Genomic DNA, 16,808 nt, shown 5'->3' with positions numbered 1-16,808 from the left:
CATGCGCTACGCCACCGTTTCCCTGCTGCTGTTGGCCGCGTTCTGCGCTGCGCCTGCGACAGCGCAGAACGCCGTGAATCAGAGCCATCCGCTGGCGCGCGGAGGGCGCGTGGAACTGGAAAATATTGCCGGCAAGATCCGCGTGCGCGGCTGGGACCGCGACGAAGTGACGCTGACCGGGACCCTGGGCGAGGGCCAGCGGCTGGATGTGGACGCAAGCTCGAACCGGCTGCAGTTCGAGGTGATCTACCCGCGCAACAGCCACAACGGCCGGGGCGCGCAGCTGGAGTTGCGCGTGCCGCGCGGCGCCTTGTTGCAGGTGGATGCGGTCAGTGCCTCGGTCGATGTGGATCAGGTCGACCTGGCGACGCTGCAGCTCAAGTCCGTCAGTGGCGATGTGGTCGCCAGCGGACGCGCCAGGGAAACGCAACTGGAAACGGTCAGCGGGCAGCTGCGCAGCACGGTGAACAGTGCGCGGGTGACCTTGGGGACGGTCAGCGGGGAGATCGATGCGCAGGCGGGCGCCAGCGGCGTGGTGTCGGTCGAATCGGTGTCCGGTCAGATCCGGATCGGCGCCGGCCAGGTGTCGCAGTTGCGCTCGGAAAGCGTGTCGGGCGCGACTGCGTTGACAGTGGCCGGGCTGGCGCCGGGCGGCAGCATTTCTGCAGAAAGCGTCAGCGGCACGATCACGCTGGGGGTACCGCGCAACGTGTCGGCAGCGCTGGACGTGGACGTGTTCAGCGGCGACATCCGCTCGGTGGTCGGCAAGGTCGAGCGCCCCGAGTACGGCCCCGGCAAGCACCTGCGCACCACGCTGGGGGGCGGCAATGGCGACATCAAGCTGGAGTCGCACTCGGGCTCGGTGCGTATCGACTACAACAACTGAGCCGCGGCAACCGGGCCTGCAAAACAAACGTGCCACCTTGCGGTGGCACGTCGGTGAAACACTTCAAGGCAACCCTTGCAGGCAGCTGCCGGTCTGCTCGCCGCACGGCGGGGCAGACGACAGCGGCGTGCCGCTCAGCCGATCTTGTCGCCATCGTTGCGCGCGGGGCCGAAGTTGGTGGTGAGCACTTCGATCCGGCCGCCGGTCTTGCGGAACGCGGCAATGTCGGCAGCGATGCGCTCACGACTGAGCGGCTGCGACTTGCCTTCGCTGCGAGCGATGCTGGGCTGGGATTTCTGCTTGGTCGCGGGACGTGCCATGTGGCCTCCTGTAGCGGGGAAGTGCAATGACACCGCGTGCGGCGAGGGGTGGCGCGCGCGTGAAGCGGTGTCGAGAAGTGCGATTGCGTTCGGTGCGCAATCGCGGCGGCACGGCGGGCGTGCCTTGCAGGCATGACGGCGGGGCGTCACGCAGCAACCGCGCATTATACGAGCTGATTGGCGACTTTTGTTAACGCTCCGATGGACGGGCGCCGCCTGCCGCAGCCCAGGCCAGGCCTTGCACGACCCCGAACGACGGATCGCCCTGCACCATGCGCGATTCCGGGAAAGCGGCCGCCACCGCGTCGCGCAGATAGCCGGCGCGCGACATGCCGCCGGTCAGGAACAGGGTGGTCGGGGGCGCGGCCATGTCGGCGCGGACCTGCGCCAGCAGCGCTTCCAGCTCGCGCAGGTAGCTGGAGGCGGACGCAACCAGCGCATCGGCCTGCACGTCCACCTGCAGCCCGCGTTCGATGAAATCCAGTGCCGTGTGGTGCTGGTCGGCTTCGCTGAGCGCAATCTTGCAGGCTTCCACGTTGCGATACAGGCGCGCGGTATTGCCGGTGTCCTGCAGCGCCTTCAGGCGCGTATCGAACGGGGCCGGGGCGTCCTGATAGTTGTGCAGGCGGAACTCGCGCTGGCGCGTCATGTCCTGCACCATCGCCGCTTCCACGTAATGGTGCGCTGGTACGCGGGTGCTGCCGCGGCCGAACAGCGGCATGTAGCTGGCAAGGCTGAGCGCCAGATCGATATCGGTGCCGCCGCGCGCGATGCCCCAGGCGCGATGCACCTGCGGTGCGGCGCTGCCGCCGACGCTGGCATGCGCGATATCGGTGGTGCCGCCGCCGATATCCACCACCACGGTGTCGTGGCGGCTGTTGTGGCTGACGTGGTAATGCATGGCCGCCGCAGCGGGTTCTTCGAGAAACTCCACGCTGTCGAAACCGGCGGCAATGGCGGCGGTCTGCAGGATCTCCAGCGCCTGCGCGTTGCCGGCATCGCCGATCGAACTGCGGAACTGCACCGGACGACCGAGCACGGCCTCGCGGATATTGATGTCGAACTGACGCGAGGCGGTGAGGCGGATATGTTCCAGCACGTGCGTGGCGATGCCGGTAATGGTCTGGCGCGCACGCGGGTGCAGGTTATAGCCCAGCATCGATTTGGGGCTCTGCACCAGATTGCCTTCGCCTTCGAGAAAGTAGGCGTCCAGCGCCTCGTCGCCGTAGACCGCGTTCTGCAGCAGTGCCGCCGAACTCCGCGGCTCGCGCACCTGCTGCTCCATCCATTGGCGACGCACGATACGCAACGCGTCGCGGCGAAGGCTGTCGGGATTGGAGGAGCGCCCGGCGGCGGTGGCGTCGCGACGCGCGGAATCGATCAGGCGCTCCATCTCGTATTCCAGCGCCGGCGTCAGGCTGAAATCCTCCGGGTCGCGCATGGTCTCGGGAAAGTACACCGTGGTGCGGAACTGCAAGGCCTCGCCGAAGCGCACCGGCTCCACCTTGCCATCGACGATTGCCGCGGCGGCGGAGTTGCTGGTACCGAAGTCGATGCCGAGTTTCATGTGCAGCTGCCTGGGAACGGGCCGCGCACTTTACTACGGCGGCTGCAGCCGCCGTCCAGGCCGGTGTGCCTGGACAACATGCCTGGACGATACACGGGGCGACACTGCCATGTGCCTCAAGGCAGGCGGAAGCTGGCCTCAGGCGGCGACGTCGTCGACGTGGCCCTGGTTCAACTCCTCGGTGGTGGCTTCGCGCACTTGCACCACTTCCACTGCGAAATGCAGGGTCTGCCCGGCGAGCGGGTGGTTGCCGTCCACGGTGACCTGCTTGGGACCAACCTCGGTCACGGTGACCAGCACCGGCCCCTGTTGGGTGCGTGCCTCGAACTGCACGCCCGGCACCACGTCCACATCGGTCGGGAAGGCATCGCGCGGCACGTGCTGGATCAGCTGCTCGTGGCGTGGGCCATAGCCTTGTTCCGGGGCGACATCGGCAGTGAGGGTATCGCCGACCTGCCTGCCGTCCAGCGCCTGCTCCAGGCCAGGCACGATATTGCCGGCACCATGCAGGTAGCTCAGCGGCGTGTCCGGCGTGGAACGGTCCAGTACCTGGCCGCTGTCGTCGGAAAGGGTGTAATGGATGGTCGCAACGCGACCCTGGCTGATTTCCATATGGAAACCTCCATGAGGGGGATCAAGGGGAGTGCATCGGCGGATTCACGATGCGAAGAGATGCCGCAGGCACACCGTAGGCAATCGGGCTGCATCATGCAACCGCTGCCGGAGCGGCTATTGGGCCGAGGATCAGGTTGGTGGAAACGCGCCTGTCGGCGGCACTGCCGAACGGCGCTGCACATGCGCGGTGCGCGCAAGACAGACAGGTGTACCGGTGTGAGTGGTCATCGTGCATGGCGTCGCGTGCCGGCTGCGATCCGGCGCGCTGGTGCGACTCGATGCCACCCCCACAGCAGGCAGGGTGGATCCTGCAGATTCTGCAGAAACGCGCAAGCGCGCCTGCCAGTTTTACATTGCATGCGTGTGGATGGCGCTCAGTCTGCCTGCGCGCCACGTTCGATCTGGGTGCGTCGCGCGCGCCAGGTTTCCGGCGTCTGCGGCTTGACGAACAAGGCGGTGATCTCCGGATGCTGGCGCTTGGCCGCCGCTTCGATACGTGCGACACAGGCTTCGATTTCCGGCGTGCTGCGGGTGTCCTCGAATTCGGCACTCAGCGCGGCCACCACCTGGTTGGGACCCATCTGCATGGTCAGCACGCCATTGGCGGCGCGTACGTCCGGGTCGCTGGCAGCAATGCGCAACAGCGACGCGCTGATATGCGCATGCGCAGGTTCGCCGATCAGCAAGCCCTTGGTTTCGCGTGCCAGCAGGAAGGCGGTGAAGGCGAGCACGCCGGCGATGCCGATCGAGGCAATGCCGTCGAGCTGCGGCATGTCCAATAGGTGTGCGCCGGCAAGGCCGAGCAGGGCCATGAACAAGCCGATCAAGGCGGCGCTGTCTTCCAGCAGCACGGTGAAGGTGCTGGGGTCCTTGCTCTTGCGAAACGCCTCGAAGTAACCCATGCGGCCCTTCTTGGCGCGGAACTCGCGCAATGCCACCACCCAGGAAATACCTTCGAACACGATGGACACGCCGAGCACGCCGTAGGCGATCAGGTGATTCTTGGCTGGCTCGGGATGGCGTAGATGCACGATGCCTTCGTACAGCGATATGCCGGCGCCCATCGCAAACACCAGCAGCGCCACGATGAAGCTCCAGAAGTACAGCTCGCGCCCGTAGCCGAACGGATGGGTGGGTGTAGGCGCGCGCGCCGCGCGACGCAGGCCATGGAGCAGCAGCACTTCGTTGACGGTGTCCACCAGCGAATGCACGCCCTCGCTGAGCATGGCCGAGCTGCCGGAGATGCCGGCCGCGATGAACTTGGCCACCGCAATGGCCAGGTTGCCGGCCAGTGCGACGTAGACCACCAGGTGCGAGCCCTTGGTGTGGTCCGGCCCGGCGTTCTTATCTGCAGCCTTGGCGGCGTCGCCGTTCTGCCCGGCAGCGGGCGCATCGCTGAGCGGCGATGCGGCAGCAGGTGTGGAAGGGTCTGGGCGATTGGACACAGGCGGCCTGCAGTCTTCGGCAAGCGCCGCACTATCGCGCTGCAGCCGTGCCCGCTACGTGATCGCAGCGCTGGCGGCTACAATCCACGCCCGCTTCGATCAAGGACTCGCATGTCTACCGTTTCCGCCTGCCCGCAATGCGGCCAGGACAACACCTATGCCGACGGCGCGCTGTCGGTCTGCGCGGACTGCGGTTTCGAGTGGAGTGCGGGGGAGCCTGCCGCAAACGCCACCGTGGTACGCGACAGCAACGGCAATGCGCTGCAGGCCGGCGACACGGTGACGGTGATCAAGGATCTCAAGGTCAAGGGCTCGTCGATTCCGCTCAAGCAGGGCACGGTGATCCGCAATATCCGCCTGGTCGAAGACGATGCCGAGCATATCGAGGGCAACTCGGAAAAGATCAAGGGACTGGTGCTGAAGACCTGCTTCCTGCGCAAGGCTTGACCGCTTGCTGGTGGCATGACGGCGTCCAGTCGCGCATGTGAGGTGCTTGGTCGGGACTGGCATGCGCGCTGCGGCTTCCGTGCCCCCAGTTGATCGCGGCGCGCAGTGATCCGCGCCGCGGTGCGCCGCACTGGCGCGGCGAATTACACCCTGGACGTGCCGCAAGATCAGATGCCATGCGCAACGCGCCAGGCCCGCCCAGCCAAGAACGTATGCCGATACTTGGAGCAGCTACGAAACTACCGTGCTCACCGCCAGGCGGGCGCGGCCGGTGCCCGGTACGGGATGTAGCACGCGTACACTCCGGCTCCCTCGCGCCATCCGCATCCACCTGACGATCGCTCGCCGCGGTGTGGTAGCCGCGCTCAGTCGCGCGGGTACACCGCTGCCACCAGGCAGCTCTGGCGCATGCGAGAGAGCCGGCCGCCACGCGTCGTGCCCAGGTCTCCCTCGTGGCCGGCACCGGCGCTTGCGCCCGCAATGCCGATCTCGTCCAGCACGTCGACCTTGTCGCCGGGATTGCCGCAGATCGCGTTCAAGCCCATGCCGGACACGAAGCGGATCGGCGGGGCGCCGCTCAGTTCGTTGCAACTGTCCATCAGCTCCACCCGGTAGTGGCGATGCGTGCCGGGATGGCGCGGGGAGACTTCCACCACCAGCCCCTGCGCATCCTCCGACCAGGCACGCAGCAGGCTGGGATGAAAGCAGTAGCTGGATGAGCCGGCGAAGTTGCGCCGCCGTGCCTCGCGCACGCTCACGCCTTCCAGGGTCGGCACCTCGCCATGATTGCGACGACGCGCCAGGTCGGCGAAGTCGCGTGCATCGATCGCGGCAACCTGGGCAACGGCGCAGCGCTGCTGTCCGGCGCTGGCGTACGCCGGCGCCCCGTTGCAGACCCAACCGTGTGGTGCGAGCAGGTTCGCATCGGCCTGTGCGCCGAGCTGCGGGCAGTCCTGCGCCAGCTGCAGGCGGAACAGGCGACCATCGCGTTCAGCCACCGCCAGCGTGCGCGCATCGGCCTGATGGAACTCCGAGACCTGGCGCGCATCCAGGCAACTGGCATCGGGCGCGGCGGGGCGCGCTGGCTCTGCGGATGCAGCGAGCGCGCAACAGCAGGACAACGCGATGCCAAGCAAAGTCGCGGTGGGCGTAGGCATCATGCACATCCTTGGCCAATGAGATAGCTGCATCATGTGCCGGCTGCGTTGCGCTTGCAAACGCCAGCGCAGCGGCGGCAGATCGTCGCGCCATCGCCGCTGCCTCATCGCCGCTGCCCCCAAGGCGTCGCCGCCGTGTCCTGGAGGCGACGCCCGACATGCAGCGTGCGGCTTGCAGGAATTCCGGCAGTGCGCGTGGGCGGTCGCAGGCGCAGCCCGAGCGCCGCCGCAGGGCAACGACGACCGGGCATGCCGGCGTGATGCTTGCCTACGGTAGCGACGGGTAGTCGGTATAGCCCTTGGCGCCGCCGCCATAGAGGGTGGATTGATCCACCTCGGCCAGCGGGGCGTGTTCGCGCAGGCGACGCACCAGATCCGGGTTTGCAATGAACGGACGGCCATAGGCGATGGCATCGGCATAGCCGCTGCTGAGGGCACGCTCGGACATCGCACGGTCGTAGCCGTTGTTGGCAATCCAGGCGCCATCGAACTTTGCGCGCAATGCAGCGTAGTCGAAGGCGATGTTGTCGCGTGCGCCGCCGGTTGCCCCCTCGATCACGTGCACGAATGCCAAGCCGCCGATCAGGTTCAGCCGTTCCACGGCACGTTCGAACAACGGCTGCGGGTCGGAGTCGTGTGCGCCGTACACCGGGGTGACCGGCGACAGGCGCACGCCGGTGCGCTCGGCACCGATCTCGTCGGCGATGGCCTGCACCACTTCGGCGAGCAGGCGGGTGCGGTTTTCGATATCGCCGCCGTAGGCATCGGTGCGCTTGTTGGAACCATCGCGCAGGAACTGGTCGAGCAGGTAGCCATTGGCTGCATGCACTTCCACGCCATCGAAGCCGGCCTCGATCGCATTGCGCGCGGCGATGCGGTAGTCCTCGATCAGCGCGGGAATTTCGTCCAGCGCCAGTGCGCGCGGCTCGGAAACATCCTCGAAGCCGTTCTTGGTGTAGGTCTTGCCCTCTGCACGAATCGCGCTGGGCGCGACCGGCACTTCGCCCGGCGGCAGCACGCTGGTGTGCGAGACGCGGCCGACATGCCAGAGCTGCAACACGATCTTGCCGCCACGGCGATGCACTTCATCGGTGACCGCGCGCCAGCCGGCGACCTGTTCGGTGCTGTGGATGCCTGGCGTGTCCAGGTAGCCCTGGCCGAGCGGGCTGATCTGGGTGCCCTCGGCGACGATCAGGCCGGCGGTGGCGCGCTGGCCGTAGTATTCGGCGGCCAGCGGCGACGGCACCTGCCCGGCGCCGGCGCGGTTACGCGTCAGCGGCGCCATGATCACGCGGTTGGCAAGATCCAGCGCGCCCAGGCGCACCGGGGAAAACAGTGGGGAATGAGTGGATGTGGACATCAGCAACCAGTCGTTGTTGGATCACACGCAAGGCGCGGCGCCGCGCCGATCGCGGTGCTCCACAGCGATGGTGGCGGACCCAAGCGGATTCGAGCGACGCCGATGGGACACAGCGTCTCCTGGCGCACTGAGGCGAGCGAAACCTTGACGGACAAGGGGCGTGGGCTGAATCGCCCGGAACACCGGCCTTTCCTGCGTTGCTGCATTGCACAATAATAAGCCGCCCCGTCAATCTGGAGTCGGGCATGTCCGATATCGATCCTTCCGCCCCGCGCGTGCCCCGGCGCGATTACGTGCTGATCCTGCTGGCGCTGGCGATGGGCGGCTTTGCGATCGGCATCAGCGAATTTTCCACGATGGGCCTGATGACGCAGATTGCGCAGGGCCTGCAGATCAGCGAGCCGCAGGTCGGCCATGTCATCAGTGCCTACGCGCTCGGCGTGGTGGTCGGTGCGCCATTGCTGGCGATCCTGGGCGCGCGTTGGCCACGGCGCACCCTGTTGCTGCTGCTGATGGTGTTCTACGCGCTCGGCAACCTCGCCAGCGCGTTGGCGCCGAGCTATCACACGATGTTGTTGTGCCGCTTCATCGCTGGCCTGCCGCATGGCGCATACTTCGGCGTGGCCTCGTTGGTGGCCGCATCGATCAGCCCGCCCAATCAGCGCGCAACGGCGGTGGGGCGCGTGCTGCTGGGCTTGAGCGTGGCGTTGCTGGTGGGCAATCCGCTGGCGACCTGGCTGGGGCAGATCGTCAGCTGGCGCTGGGCGTACGCGTCGGTGTCGGTGATCGCATTGGGCACGGTCGCGGCGGTGGCTGCCTTGTTGCCGCCCGCGCCGGACGAGCCCCGCCAGCAGCCGCTGCGCGAACTGCGTGCGTTCAACCGGCCGCAGGTGTGGTTGGCGCTGGCGATCGGCGCGGTGGGGTTTTCCGGCATGTTCTGCGTCTTCAGTTATCTGGCGCCAACGCTGACGGCAGTGACCGGCGTGGAGCCGGCGCGCATCCCCCTGGCGATGGCGGCCTTCGGCGTGGGCGGCGTGCTTGGCAGCATCCTGGGCGGCTGGCTGTTCGATCGCCTGCAGTTCCGCGCGGTGCCGGTGCTGCTGGGGTGGTCGATCGTGGTGATGCTGACGTTTCCGTTGGCCGCGCATTCGGGGCTGTGGGTATTCGTCTCCATCGTCGCGGTGGGCACCATGGGCGCCCTGGCGCCTGCATTGCAGACCCGCCTGATGGATGTGGCCGCCGAAGCGCAGACCCTGGCGGCGGCGTCCAACCATGCGGCGTTCAATACCGCCAATGCGCTGGGGCCGTGGCTGGGCGGCATGGCAATCACCGCGGGCTGGGGCTGGACGTCCACCGGTTATGTGGGCGCTGCCACCGCGCTGGGTGGCCTGCTGATCTATGCGGCAGCGGTGTGGCAGGAGCAGCGTCAGCGCAGCGCGCTGGCCAGCTATTGAGGTGAACCGTTGTCGGTTCACCTCCTGTCGGGTAACACCACGTCTCTGATATCGCTGTGCTCGGACATTGCGCGTGCGTGCAGGCGATGTCTGCCGGGCGCGGTGATTTGCTGTTGCCTGCGTTGTTACTGCAGCGGTGCCAGTCACCGGCCAGGGCGGCCATGCGCCCGCTGAGTTCAGACGCGCGCACAGCGCCGTGCCGGCTGCACTGGTGCAGGTCGTGCCGGTGCCGGTTGTCCGGATCCTGCCAACACCGATGCTGCTGTCGTGCGCGGCCATGTCTCATCCACGGTCACCTCACGACACGCCATCGAGACTGCGTGCTTGCCAGCAAGCGGACCGAACCGTCATGACCGACTTCACTCCACCGCCATGGAAGCGTCCCAGCCCCGGACGCAAGGTGTCCACGCCGTTGACCGAAGCGCAGAAGGCCGCGGCCCGGCGGCGAGCAGAGGAGGCTGGGCGCCCATACCCGAATCTGATCGACAACATGTGGGCCAGCCGACAACCGAAGGCGCCTTGATGCGGTATTGGCATCGATGAATCGCGATTCATCGGCCGCACGACGGTGTGAGGACGCAGGTCGTCTCGCTCACATGCCGATTATGCGGGCATCGCCAGCATGGAGCCGTACACAACGCAAAGGCACCGCAATCAACGCATCGATTGCGCCATCCCGAAAGCCAGCGCAACGCATCACCGCGCCGCGCGGCCCATGCAACCAGGAGCGACACATGAGCATCCAGAGCAAGACCGAGCACAGCCTCAACGACCTCATCGCCATTTCCCGCGACGGCAAGGACTTCTACGAAGAAGCCGCTGCCAAGGTGGGCGATGCCGAGCTTGCGACGCTGTTCCGCCGCATTGCCGGCGTCAAGAGCGACATCGTCAGCAATCTGAGCAGCGTGGTGGCATCGGTGGGTGGTACGCCGGAGAAGCAAGGTACCATGGTCGGCAGCATGCAGCAGTTCTACGGCAAGGTCCGTGCAACGCTGGGCGACACCAAGTACGGCTACGTGGCCGAACTGGAAGAGTCCGAAGATCGTCTGCTGAAGGCATTCGATGAAACCATCGCCGATAAGGATGCGCCGGCTGCCGCACGCGACGCCGCACTGCGCCTGTTGCCGGAAGTGCGTGCCTGCCATGACGTGATGCGCAACCGCAAGCACGCGATGAAGAACGCGGCCTGAGTGGCTGCAAACCCGTAGTGCATCACCTCGATGCAGCTCCGGGATAAATCGATACAGGCGGGAGACGGGTGGCGCAAGCTGCCCGTTTCTTTTTGTGCCGTGTGTGACGTAGCCGCATTGCGTTCTTCACCATGTGCTGTTCCACGAGTGCGGCGTGTTCCACACTGACGCATACGGATGCGGCGTATTCGGCAGGCACCGTGTCTGCTAGTATCCGCCGCCCTTCTTCAGCCAGGCCCGCGCAGGCGGTCGTGGACACCCTCATGAAACAGCAGTTTCTCTACCTGTCATCGGCCGAGGCGCAGTTGTCGCTGGGCCTGGGCGAGGAGAAGACCACCGAGCGGCTGTTCTTTGCGGTGATGGCAGATGCGCACACCGCAGACCGTGCAACCGACATCGCCAATGGGTTGCTGCAGGCAGGGCAGGTGGATGGAAAGCTGCTGGGGCGCGAGCGGCTGCACGTGACCTTGCATCACCTGGGCGATTACGCGGGCGGATTGCCGCCGTCGCTGGTCAGCCGGGCCAGCCAGGCCGCCGAACGCATCGCGCTGCCGGCCTTCGATGTGGAGTTCGACCGCGTTGGCACCTTCGGTGGGCGACGTTCGCAATTGCCTTGCGTGTTGCGCGGCGAAGAGCGGGTGCGCGGGCTGTACGAGCTGCAGGGAGCACTGGGGCGGCAGCTGGCACATGTGGGTATTGCTGGCGATGGGCAGTACACGCCGCACATGACCCTGCTGTATTGCAATCAGGCACTGCCGCAGCGACGTTGCCAGGCACTGGCCTGGACAGTGCGCGAATTCGCATTGGTGCGCAGTTTCCTGGGACAGTCGCGCTACCAGATCGAAGGGCGCTGGTCGCTGCACTGAACCGTCGCGCCCATGGGCAGACCGGCGCGTACGCGCTAGCCTGCGTGCATGGACATCACCACACCGCTGCCGTTGCATGCAGACCACCTGGCCGCACTGGAGCAGGCCTACGCCACGCCTGCGCGCGCCTATCATCACTTCGGCCACGTGCGCGCACTGCTGCAGCACTATGCCGAGGTCGCTGCCGGGCCCGGCTGGCAGCGGCCGGTCGAGGTCTGGCTGGCCGTGCTGTTCCACGATGCGGTGTACCACCCCGGGCGCAGCGACAACGAAGCGCAATCGGCGGCCTGGGCACTGGAGTGCATCCCGCGCTGGTGGCCACAGGCCGAGGTAGACCTTGCGCGCGTGCAGGCACTGATCCTGCTCACTGCACGGCATGGCCAGCTGCAACCGAACGATGTCGACGAAGAGGCGGCGCTGTTTCTGGATTGCGACATGGCGATTCTGGCGGCGCCGGCCGAGATCTTCGATGCCTACGACCGCGCAATCGCCGACGAATATCGGGGGCATGTGCCTGCGGTGCTGTTCCGGCTGAATCGACGGCGTTTCCTGGCCGGCCTGCTCAAGCGTCCGCGCATCTTTCTCAGCGCGTATTTCCATGCCAACGCCGATGCCGCGGCGCGCGCCAACCTGCGTCGTCGGCTGGGCCGTTGAGGGGTCCTTGCGGGCGCTGCGCCGCGTCGGGGAAGGCCGCGCAGCGCACGCTACAATGACCGCATGCACGACCACGCCGTTTCCGCCGCCGATCCACGCCCGCAACCGCCGCAGGCGCCAGCGCCCAACGAGTGCTGCGAGAGCGGCTGCCCGTTGTGCGTGCACGACCTGTATGCCGAGGAGCTGAGCCGCTACCGCCAGGCCCTGGCCGCCTGGGAAGCGCGCCAACAGGCGCAGGCGCGGTGAACGGAGCACGGCGCTTCGCGGCACGTGCCGGAACGATTATCTTTGGACCACTTTCCCCGATGGTGCGACATGCGACGACTTGAACGAGTGAGCGCGCTCTGCGGCGCGGCGGTGCTGATGCTGTCGGGCATGGTTGCCGCGCAGGCCCCGGATCCGGTCAGCCACGGGCGGTTCGAACAAGTGCCGGTGCTGATGCCCAAGGGCGAGCCGCAGCGCGTGGTGATCTGGCTGGCCGGCACCGGCAATGCCGGCAAGCGCCAGGCGCAGGCACAGGCCCTGCGCGAGGATGGCGCCATGGTCGCCGTGGTGGACACCGCCCATCTGTATGCGGTGCTGCGCAAGGCCGGCGGCACCTGCGCGTTCTCGGTCGGCGATGTGGAGAATTTTTCCCGCTACCTGCAGGCCTTCTACCACATCCCCACCTACCGCCTGCCGCTGCTGGTGGGCGATGGCGAGGGCGCCGCGCTGGCGTACGCGATCGGCGCACAGGCCAAGCCGCATGTGCTTGCCGGTGTGCTCACCGACGGGGTGTGCCCGGCAGCGGTGTCCGATCAGGCGATCTGCCAGCCGGGCGTGCAGCCGGGCGGCAATCGCCTGGTTCCGGTGCCGCTGCAGATTCCGTGGGTGCTTGCCGGCAGCCAGGACACGCGGTGCCCCGCACCCGCCGAAGAGGCCTTTCTCAAGCAGATTCCGCAAGCGCGCACCTTCAGGCGCTCTGCGCGGGGCGACATCCTGCCCGGCCTGCGCGCGGCCGCCCGTTCGCTGGGCGACCAGAAGGGCGTGGCCTTGCCGCCGCCGCCGGGTGGGTTGAGCGACCTACCGGTGGTGGAACTGCCGGCCAAGCCTGACGGCGACAGCGACGACGATACCTTCGTGATCTTCGTCTCCGGTGACGGCGGCTGGGCCGGCCTGGACGAAGAGGTGGCCGATGCGCTCGCCGCGCAGGGCATCCCGGTGGTGGGGCTGGATTCGCTGCGCTACTTCTGGACCGAGCGCACCCCGCAGGGCTTTGCCACCGACCTGGATCGCATTGCACGCGTCTATGCGCAACGCTGGCAGCGCAAGCGCGTGGTGTTGATCGGTTTTTCGCAGGGCGCCGATGTGTTGCCGGCGGCGATCAACACGCTGCCCGCACCGACCAAGCAGAACATCCGCATGACCGCGCTGCTGTCGGTGGGCAAGCTGGCCGACTACGAATTCCATGTCAGCAACTGGCTGGGTTCGGATGACGAGGGCCTGCCGATCGCGCCGGAGGTGCAGCGCCTGCCGGCCGGTACCACGGTCTGCATCTATGGACAGGACGACGACGACGCACTGTGCCCCAGCTTGCCCGCAACCGCTGTCAAGCGCGTTGCGCTGCCGGGCGATCACCATTTCAAGGGCGATTACGCGACCCTGGCCAAGGTGATCATGGAGCAGTTGCACGCACTGTCGAAGCCGTAGAGCAGGGAGTGTGTGAGCTGGTTCGGCCCGACGCCGGGCCGATGCAGGTCAACAACCCGGTCGTCGCCGTTCGGTTCGGCCTGCGTCCAGCCTGGCAGGCCCCCGGCATTTCTTTCCACAACCGATAACAATCGGTGGTGCTTGCGCGCGTGCCGGTGCGGGACCTTGAGCGGCATGGATGCCGCGCCAAAGCCTGCATGGACGTACTTGCGGCGTGTCCCACGCCGGTGCGCGTGCAAGCGCCCGCAGCAGACCGAAGCGTCGCTTGGAACTCTGGATGTCGTGCACAAGATCGATCGGTGTGCGGGGTCGGTCGGCAGCGCGGCGCCGCATCCGGTGCCGGGACACGCCGTGAATCCGTCCCTGGAGGCTCGGTGGCGGCATCCATGCCGCCACACGGTCCCGGCCCCGGACGCGGCACCGCGCTTTCAAGATTGTGATCGCCGATCGGCAAGCACTGCCTTCAGGCACACGTGCAAGCGCCCGAAGCAGGGCGAGGCATTCGCGTAAGACCGCAGGTATCGAGCGGCCTTACTCCTGCCGGCCCGGATCCACCGAGATCAATCGGGTCACATCCAGCAGTGCGGCCGGCAGATGCATGCCGCCCGGCGCAACCAGATAGCGCGGGCGCCAGGTCGGGGCGAATTTCGACTTGAAGCGGCGTAGCCCGCTGAAGCCATAGAAGCGCTCGCCGTGGCGTGCCACCAGGCTGGCGAAGCGGTTCCAGCGGCCGGCCAGGCGGTGCTCGGCCAGTCCGGACAGCGGTGCCATGCCCAGCGAGAAACGCGCATAGCCGTTGGCCTGGCCCCACAGGAACAACTCGATGAACAAAAAGTCCATGGTGCCCTTCGGCGCTTCGGCGCTATGCCGCATCAGGTCCACCGACAGCTCGCCACCGGCCGGCGCCCACCACACGTTGGCGAAGGCCACGATCCGGCCTTCCGCCTCGGCCACCGCCACCGGGAAACGGCGCAGGTAATCGGCATCGAAGCTGCCGAGCGAGAAGCCTTTCTCTTCGCCGGACTTTTCTTCCAGCCACTGTTCCGACACCTCGGCAAGGCGCGGCAACACCGCGTCCACCTGTTCGGGCTGCAGCATGCGGAAACTCAGGCCGCTACGCTTGCCGCGGTTCCAGGCCTGGCGCAGCTCGGCGCGGTCGCGGCCTTCCAGGGTGAAGTGCTCCAGCGGCACGATCGCCTCTTCGCCCAGCTTGACCAGCGTCATGCCCATGTCCAGGTAGGTCTGCCAGTATTTTTCGCCGACCTGGTAGAACACCGGGCGCAGGCCCATATGGTCGGCTTCCTCGCGAAAGCGCCAGATCAGCGCACGCGCCACTTCCGGCGGGCCCACCGGATCACCCATCGAGATCAGCGAACCGCCGTAGCGCTGCATCATCACGAAGCCGCGGCTCTGTCCGTCGAACAGGAAGGCCTTGTCGCCGGTCAACGCCAGGCAGGCCTGGGTGTCGGTGCTGTTTTCCAGGATCGGTGCCAGCGCGGACAGGGTCTGCGCATCTGCCGCCGGCATCGGGCGCCGTCCGCCGCGCAGCAAGCGCGCCATGCCGAACATGATCACACCCACGCACAGGATCAGCGCGGCACGCAGCGCGCGCGGGGCGTTGGCCGAGGTGGCGAATTCCCACCATAGGTCGTTGCTGTATTCGACATGGCTGTAGACGAAGAACAACAGCCAGAAGGTGGCCACCAGCACCAGGCCCAGGTTGCTCAGCCAGCGCCACGACCAGGCTTCGTCCAGCAGCGCGCCCTGGCGATAGAACTCGCGCCGCGCCGCCCACAGCGCCAGCGCGGCCAGCGCCGCCGACAGCGACACCGAAATATGGCTGCCGCGCAGCAGCGACAGCGGCGGCAACAGGATGCACACGCCCAGCGCCAGCATCCAGGCGGCGTGGCTGCGGCGTTGCAGCCCCTGGCCGATCAGCAGCAGCATCATGCCGCCCAGGCTGACCAGCAGGTGCGAGGTTTCGATCAGCGGCAGCGGCGCCACGTCCTGGCGCGCGCGCGGCGTCGGCAGGGTGCCGTCGATCATCAGCGCCGCACCCACCGCAAACACCGCCAGCGCCAGGATCTGCGGCAACCACGGACGCAGCGCCTTCCACACCGTGCGGGCGGTACTGGCGCTGGCGCGGACCGGCGCGCCCAATCCCGAGGCCGCCGCCATGGCGACCGAAATCAGCAACGGCACGATGTAGTAGGTGACGCGGTAGGCCAGCGCCGCAGCCAGCACGGCCGCAGGGGTGACATGCGGCAGCAGCTTGAGCAGGCTCCACTCGAACACGCCCAGGCCGGCCGGCACGGTGGAGATCAGGCCAGCCACCACCGCCACCAGCCAGATGCCGATGAAGCCGAAATAGCCGGTGCCCGGGTCCGGCGGCAGCAGCACGTAGAACGCGGCCGCGGCCAGACCCAGTTCGACCAGGCTGAGCGCGGTGACACCGAGCACGGTGTTGCGATCGGGCAACCAGAAGCGATGGCTGCGCAGGCCGAACTCGCGGCCCTGCCTGCCGACCAGCACCAGCATGGCCACGTAGCTCGCCAGCAGGGCGATGCCGGCGATGCGGATGCCCCCGGCGGTGATCGGCAGGGCGCGCGCGGCCGCTTCCGGTTCCAGCATCAGCGCCAACCCGAGTAGCACCCAGGCGCCGAAGATGAAGCCCAGCGTGCTCATCAACACCACCTGGCCGATTTCGGCCAGGGTCAGCCCGACGCTGCCGTAGCCACGCAGGCGCACGGCGCCGCCGGTGAGCGCGGCAAAGCCCAGGGTCTGGCCGACCGCGTGCGCCATGAAGGCGGTGATACCCACCCGAGCCGGATGCAGCCGCTTGCCGGTGCGCTTGAGCCCCACCCAGTCGAAGCCCACCAGGCAGGCGTAGCTGCTCAGCCCCAGCAGCAAGGTCAGGGCGATCTGCCCGGCCCCCAGCGCACGGAACGCCTGCCGGATCTGGCGATAGCCATGGTCGGTGAACTGCGCCGACAGCGCGTGCAGGGCCATCGCCAGGATCGCCAGACTGATCAGGACCGGCAGGGCGCGCCGCCAGCCGCTGGCCGGCGCTTCGGAAGACACGGGGGTATCCGTCATGGGGGCAACGGGGTCTGTTCAAGAGGGAGGTAGGACGCATGCACGCGGTGTGCCGCGTGCGC

At 67.3% G+C, this 16,808-nt stretch carries 15 protein-coding genes and 1 other RNA gene; 9 read left to right on the top strand and 7 right to left on the bottom strand.

From position 1 onward, the window contains the following. Nucleotide 1 precedes the first annotated feature (1 nt). The gene (locus ACCQ05_RS14735) at nucleotides 2-886 is read left to right on the top strand and encodes a DUF4097 family beta strand repeat-containing protein (RefSeq protein WP_372391145.1); all 885 of its coding nucleotides are present in this window, start codon (nucleotides 2-4) and stop codon (nucleotides 884-886) included. A 134-nt stretch (nucleotides 887-1,020) separates the two neighbouring features. On the opposite strand, the gene ACCQ05_RS14730 is transcribed toward ACCQ05_RS14735, so the two are convergent. From ACCQ05_RS14730 to ACCQ05_RS14715, 4 genes are all read right to left on the bottom strand, one after another. After that, entirely contained in the window at nucleotides 1,021-1,206 is a 186-nt protein-coding gene (locus ACCQ05_RS14730) for a hypothetical protein (protein ID WP_029221706.1), read from the bottom strand. Between the two features lie 190 nt (nucleotides 1,207-1,396). Continuing rightward, a complete protein-coding gene (locus tag ACCQ05_RS14725; RefSeq protein WP_372391142.1) occupies nucleotides 1,397-2,773 on the bottom strand; it encodes an Hsp70 family protein in 1,377 nt (458 codons plus the stop codon). 138 nt (nucleotides 2,774-2,911) lie between these two features. Next, the gene (locus ACCQ05_RS14720; RefSeq protein ID WP_372391139.1) at nucleotides 2,912-3,385 is read right to left on the bottom strand and encodes an FKBP-type peptidyl-prolyl cis-trans isomerase; all 474 of its coding nucleotides are present in this window, start codon (nucleotides 3,383-3,385) and stop codon (nucleotides 2,912-2,914) included. 377 nt (nucleotides 3,386-3,762) lie between these two features. Next, nucleotides 3,763-4,833 carry a cation diffusion facilitator family transporter gene (locus ACCQ05_RS14715; RefSeq protein ID WP_228962350.1) on the bottom strand — a complete coding sequence of 357 codons (1,071 nt, stop codon included), beginning with the start codon at nucleotides 4,831-4,833 and terminating at the stop codon, nucleotides 3,763-3,765. A gap of 111 nt (nucleotides 4,834-4,944) precedes the next feature. Here ACCQ05_RS14715 and ACCQ05_RS14710 point away from each other — a divergent pair, with 111 nt between their 5' ends. Together ACCQ05_RS14710 and ACCQ05_RS14705 are read left to right on the top strand one after the other, a co-directional pair. After that, nucleotides 4,945-5,280 carry a zinc ribbon domain-containing protein YjdM gene (locus tag ACCQ05_RS14710; RefSeq protein WP_228962351.1) on the top strand — a complete coding sequence of 112 codons (336 nt, stop codon included), beginning with the start codon at nucleotides 4,945-4,947 and terminating at the stop codon, nucleotides 5,278-5,280. A gap of 285 nt (nucleotides 5,281-5,565) precedes the next feature. After that, nucleotides 5,566-5,641: non-coding RNA, sX9 sRNA (locus ACCQ05_RS14705), on the top strand. A gap of 4 nt (nucleotides 5,642-5,645) precedes the next feature. Here ACCQ05_RS14705 and ACCQ05_RS14700 read toward each other — a convergent pair. Beyond that, nucleotides 5,646-6,437, bottom strand: coding sequence for a hypothetical protein (locus ACCQ05_RS14700; protein WP_372391137.1), 792 nt, complete (start codon nucleotides 6,435-6,437; stop codon nucleotides 5,646-5,648). Between the two features lie 268 nt (nucleotides 6,438-6,705). Beyond that, a complete protein-coding gene (locus ACCQ05_RS14695; RefSeq protein ID WP_372391134.1) occupies nucleotides 6,706-7,797 on the bottom strand; it encodes an alkene reductase in 1,092 nt (363 codons plus the stop codon). Nucleotides 7,798-8,042: 245 nt separating this feature from the next. Here ACCQ05_RS14695 and ACCQ05_RS14690 point away from each other — a divergent pair, with 245 nt between their 5' ends. From ACCQ05_RS14690 to ACCQ05_RS14665, 6 genes are all read left to right on the top strand, one after another. After that, the gene (locus ACCQ05_RS14690) at nucleotides 8,043-9,251 is read left to right on the top strand and encodes an MFS transporter (protein WP_372391132.1); all 1,209 of its coding nucleotides are present in this window, start codon (nucleotides 8,043-8,045) and stop codon (nucleotides 9,249-9,251) included. A 734-nt stretch (nucleotides 9,252-9,985) separates the two neighbouring features. After that, nucleotides 9,986-10,441, top strand: coding sequence for a PA2169 family four-helix-bundle protein (locus tag ACCQ05_RS14685; protein ID WP_372391130.1), 456 nt, complete (start codon nucleotides 9,986-9,988; stop codon nucleotides 10,439-10,441). Between the two features lie 263 nt (nucleotides 10,442-10,704). Further along, a complete protein-coding gene (thpR, locus tag ACCQ05_RS14680) occupies nucleotides 10,705-11,307 on the top strand; it encodes an RNA 2',3'-cyclic phosphodiesterase (RefSeq protein WP_228962354.1) in 603 nt (200 codons plus the stop codon). Nucleotides 11,308-11,355: 48 nt separating this feature from the next. Continuing rightward, the gene (locus ACCQ05_RS14675) at nucleotides 11,356-11,961 is read left to right on the top strand and encodes an HD domain-containing protein (protein WP_372391128.1); all 606 of its coding nucleotides are present in this window, start codon (nucleotides 11,356-11,358) and stop codon (nucleotides 11,959-11,961) included. 63 nt (nucleotides 11,962-12,024) lie between these two features. After that, nucleotides 12,025-12,207: an oxidoreductase-like domain-containing protein gene (locus tag ACCQ05_RS14670; RefSeq protein WP_228962356.1), complete on the top strand. Its 183-nt coding sequence runs from the start codon at nucleotides 12,025-12,027 to the stop codon at nucleotides 12,205-12,207. Nucleotides 12,208-12,276: 69 nt separating this feature from the next. Continuing rightward, nucleotides 12,277-13,650, top strand: coding sequence for a virulence factor (locus ACCQ05_RS14665; protein WP_372391122.1), 1,374 nt, complete (start codon nucleotides 12,277-12,279; stop codon nucleotides 13,648-13,650). Between the two features lie 531 nt (nucleotides 13,651-14,181). Here the strand turns inward: ACCQ05_RS14665 and mprF are convergent. Beyond that, on the bottom strand, nucleotides 14,182-16,746 hold the full coding sequence (gene mprF / locus ACCQ05_RS14660) for a bifunctional lysylphosphatidylglycerol flippase/synthetase MprF (RefSeq protein ID WP_372391119.1): 2,565 nt from the start codon (nucleotides 16,744-16,746) through the stop codon (nucleotides 14,182-14,184). Between the last annotated feature and the right edge of the window lie 62 nt (nucleotides 16,747-16,808).

Source organism: Xanthomonas sp. NCPPB 3582 (assembly GCF_041475735.2).
GTDB classification, from domain to species: domain Bacteria; phylum Pseudomonadota; class Gammaproteobacteria; order Xanthomonadales; family Xanthomonadaceae; genus Xanthomonas; species Xanthomonas codiaei.
The sequence above is the reverse complement of the archived record's forward strand: the minus strand, read 5'-3'. Positions and strand labels throughout refer to the sequence as shown.

What these genes read in the sequence shown, in the direction of transcription:
- ACCQ05_RS14685 (WP_372391130.1), top strand. Translation starts at nt 9,986, where the DNA reads ATGAGCATCCAGAGCAAGACCGAGCACAGCCTCAACGACCTCATCGCC.
- ACCQ05_RS14675 (WP_372391128.1), top strand. Translation starts at nt 11,356, where the DNA reads ATGGACATCACCACACCGCTGCCGTTGCATGCAGACCACCTGGCCGCA.
- ACCQ05_RS14725 (WP_372391142.1), bottom strand. Translation starts at nt 2,773, where the DNA reads ATGAAACTCGGCATCGACTTCGGTACCAGCAACTCCGCCGCCGCGGCA.
- ACCQ05_RS14710 (WP_228962351.1), top strand. Translation starts at nt 4,945, where the DNA reads ATGTCTACCGTTTCCGCCTGCCCGCAATGCGGCCAGGACAACACCTAT.
- mprF (WP_372391119.1), bottom strand. Translation starts at nt 16,746, where the DNA reads ATGACGGATACCCCCGTGTCTTCCGAAGCGCCGGCCAGCGGCTGGCGG.
- ACCQ05_RS14720 (WP_372391139.1), bottom strand. Translation starts at nt 3,385, where the DNA reads ATGGAAATCAGCCAGGGTCGCGTTGCGACCATCCATTACACCCTTTCC.
- ACCQ05_RS14735 (WP_372391145.1), top strand. Translation starts at nt 2, where the DNA reads ATGCGCTACGCCACCGTTTCCCTGCTGCTGTTGGCCGCGTTCTGCGCT.
- ACCQ05_RS14665 (WP_372391122.1), top strand. Translation starts at nt 12,277, where the DNA reads ATGCGACGACTTGAACGAGTGAGCGCGCTCTGCGGCGCGGCGGTGCTG.
- ACCQ05_RS14690 (WP_372391132.1), top strand. Translation starts at nt 8,043, where the DNA reads ATGTCCGATATCGATCCTTCCGCCCCGCGCGTGCCCCGGCGCGATTAC.
- ACCQ05_RS14730 (WP_029221706.1), bottom strand. Translation starts at nt 1,206, where the DNA reads ATGGCACGTCCCGCGACCAAGCAGAAATCCCAGCCCAGCATCGCTCGC.
- thpR (WP_228962354.1), top strand. Translation starts at nt 10,705, where the DNA reads ATGAAACAGCAGTTTCTCTACCTGTCATCGGCCGAGGCGCAGTTGTCG.
- ACCQ05_RS14670 (WP_228962356.1), top strand. Translation starts at nt 12,025, where the DNA reads ATGCACGACCACGCCGTTTCCGCCGCCGATCCACGCCCGCAACCGCCG.
- ACCQ05_RS14700 (WP_372391137.1), bottom strand. Translation starts at nt 6,437, where the DNA reads ATGCCTACGCCCACCGCGACTTTGCTTGGCATCGCGTTGTCCTGCTGT.
- ACCQ05_RS14695 (WP_372391134.1), bottom strand. Translation starts at nt 7,797, where the DNA reads ATGTCCACATCCACTCATTCCCCACTGTTTTCCCCGGTGCGCCTGGGC.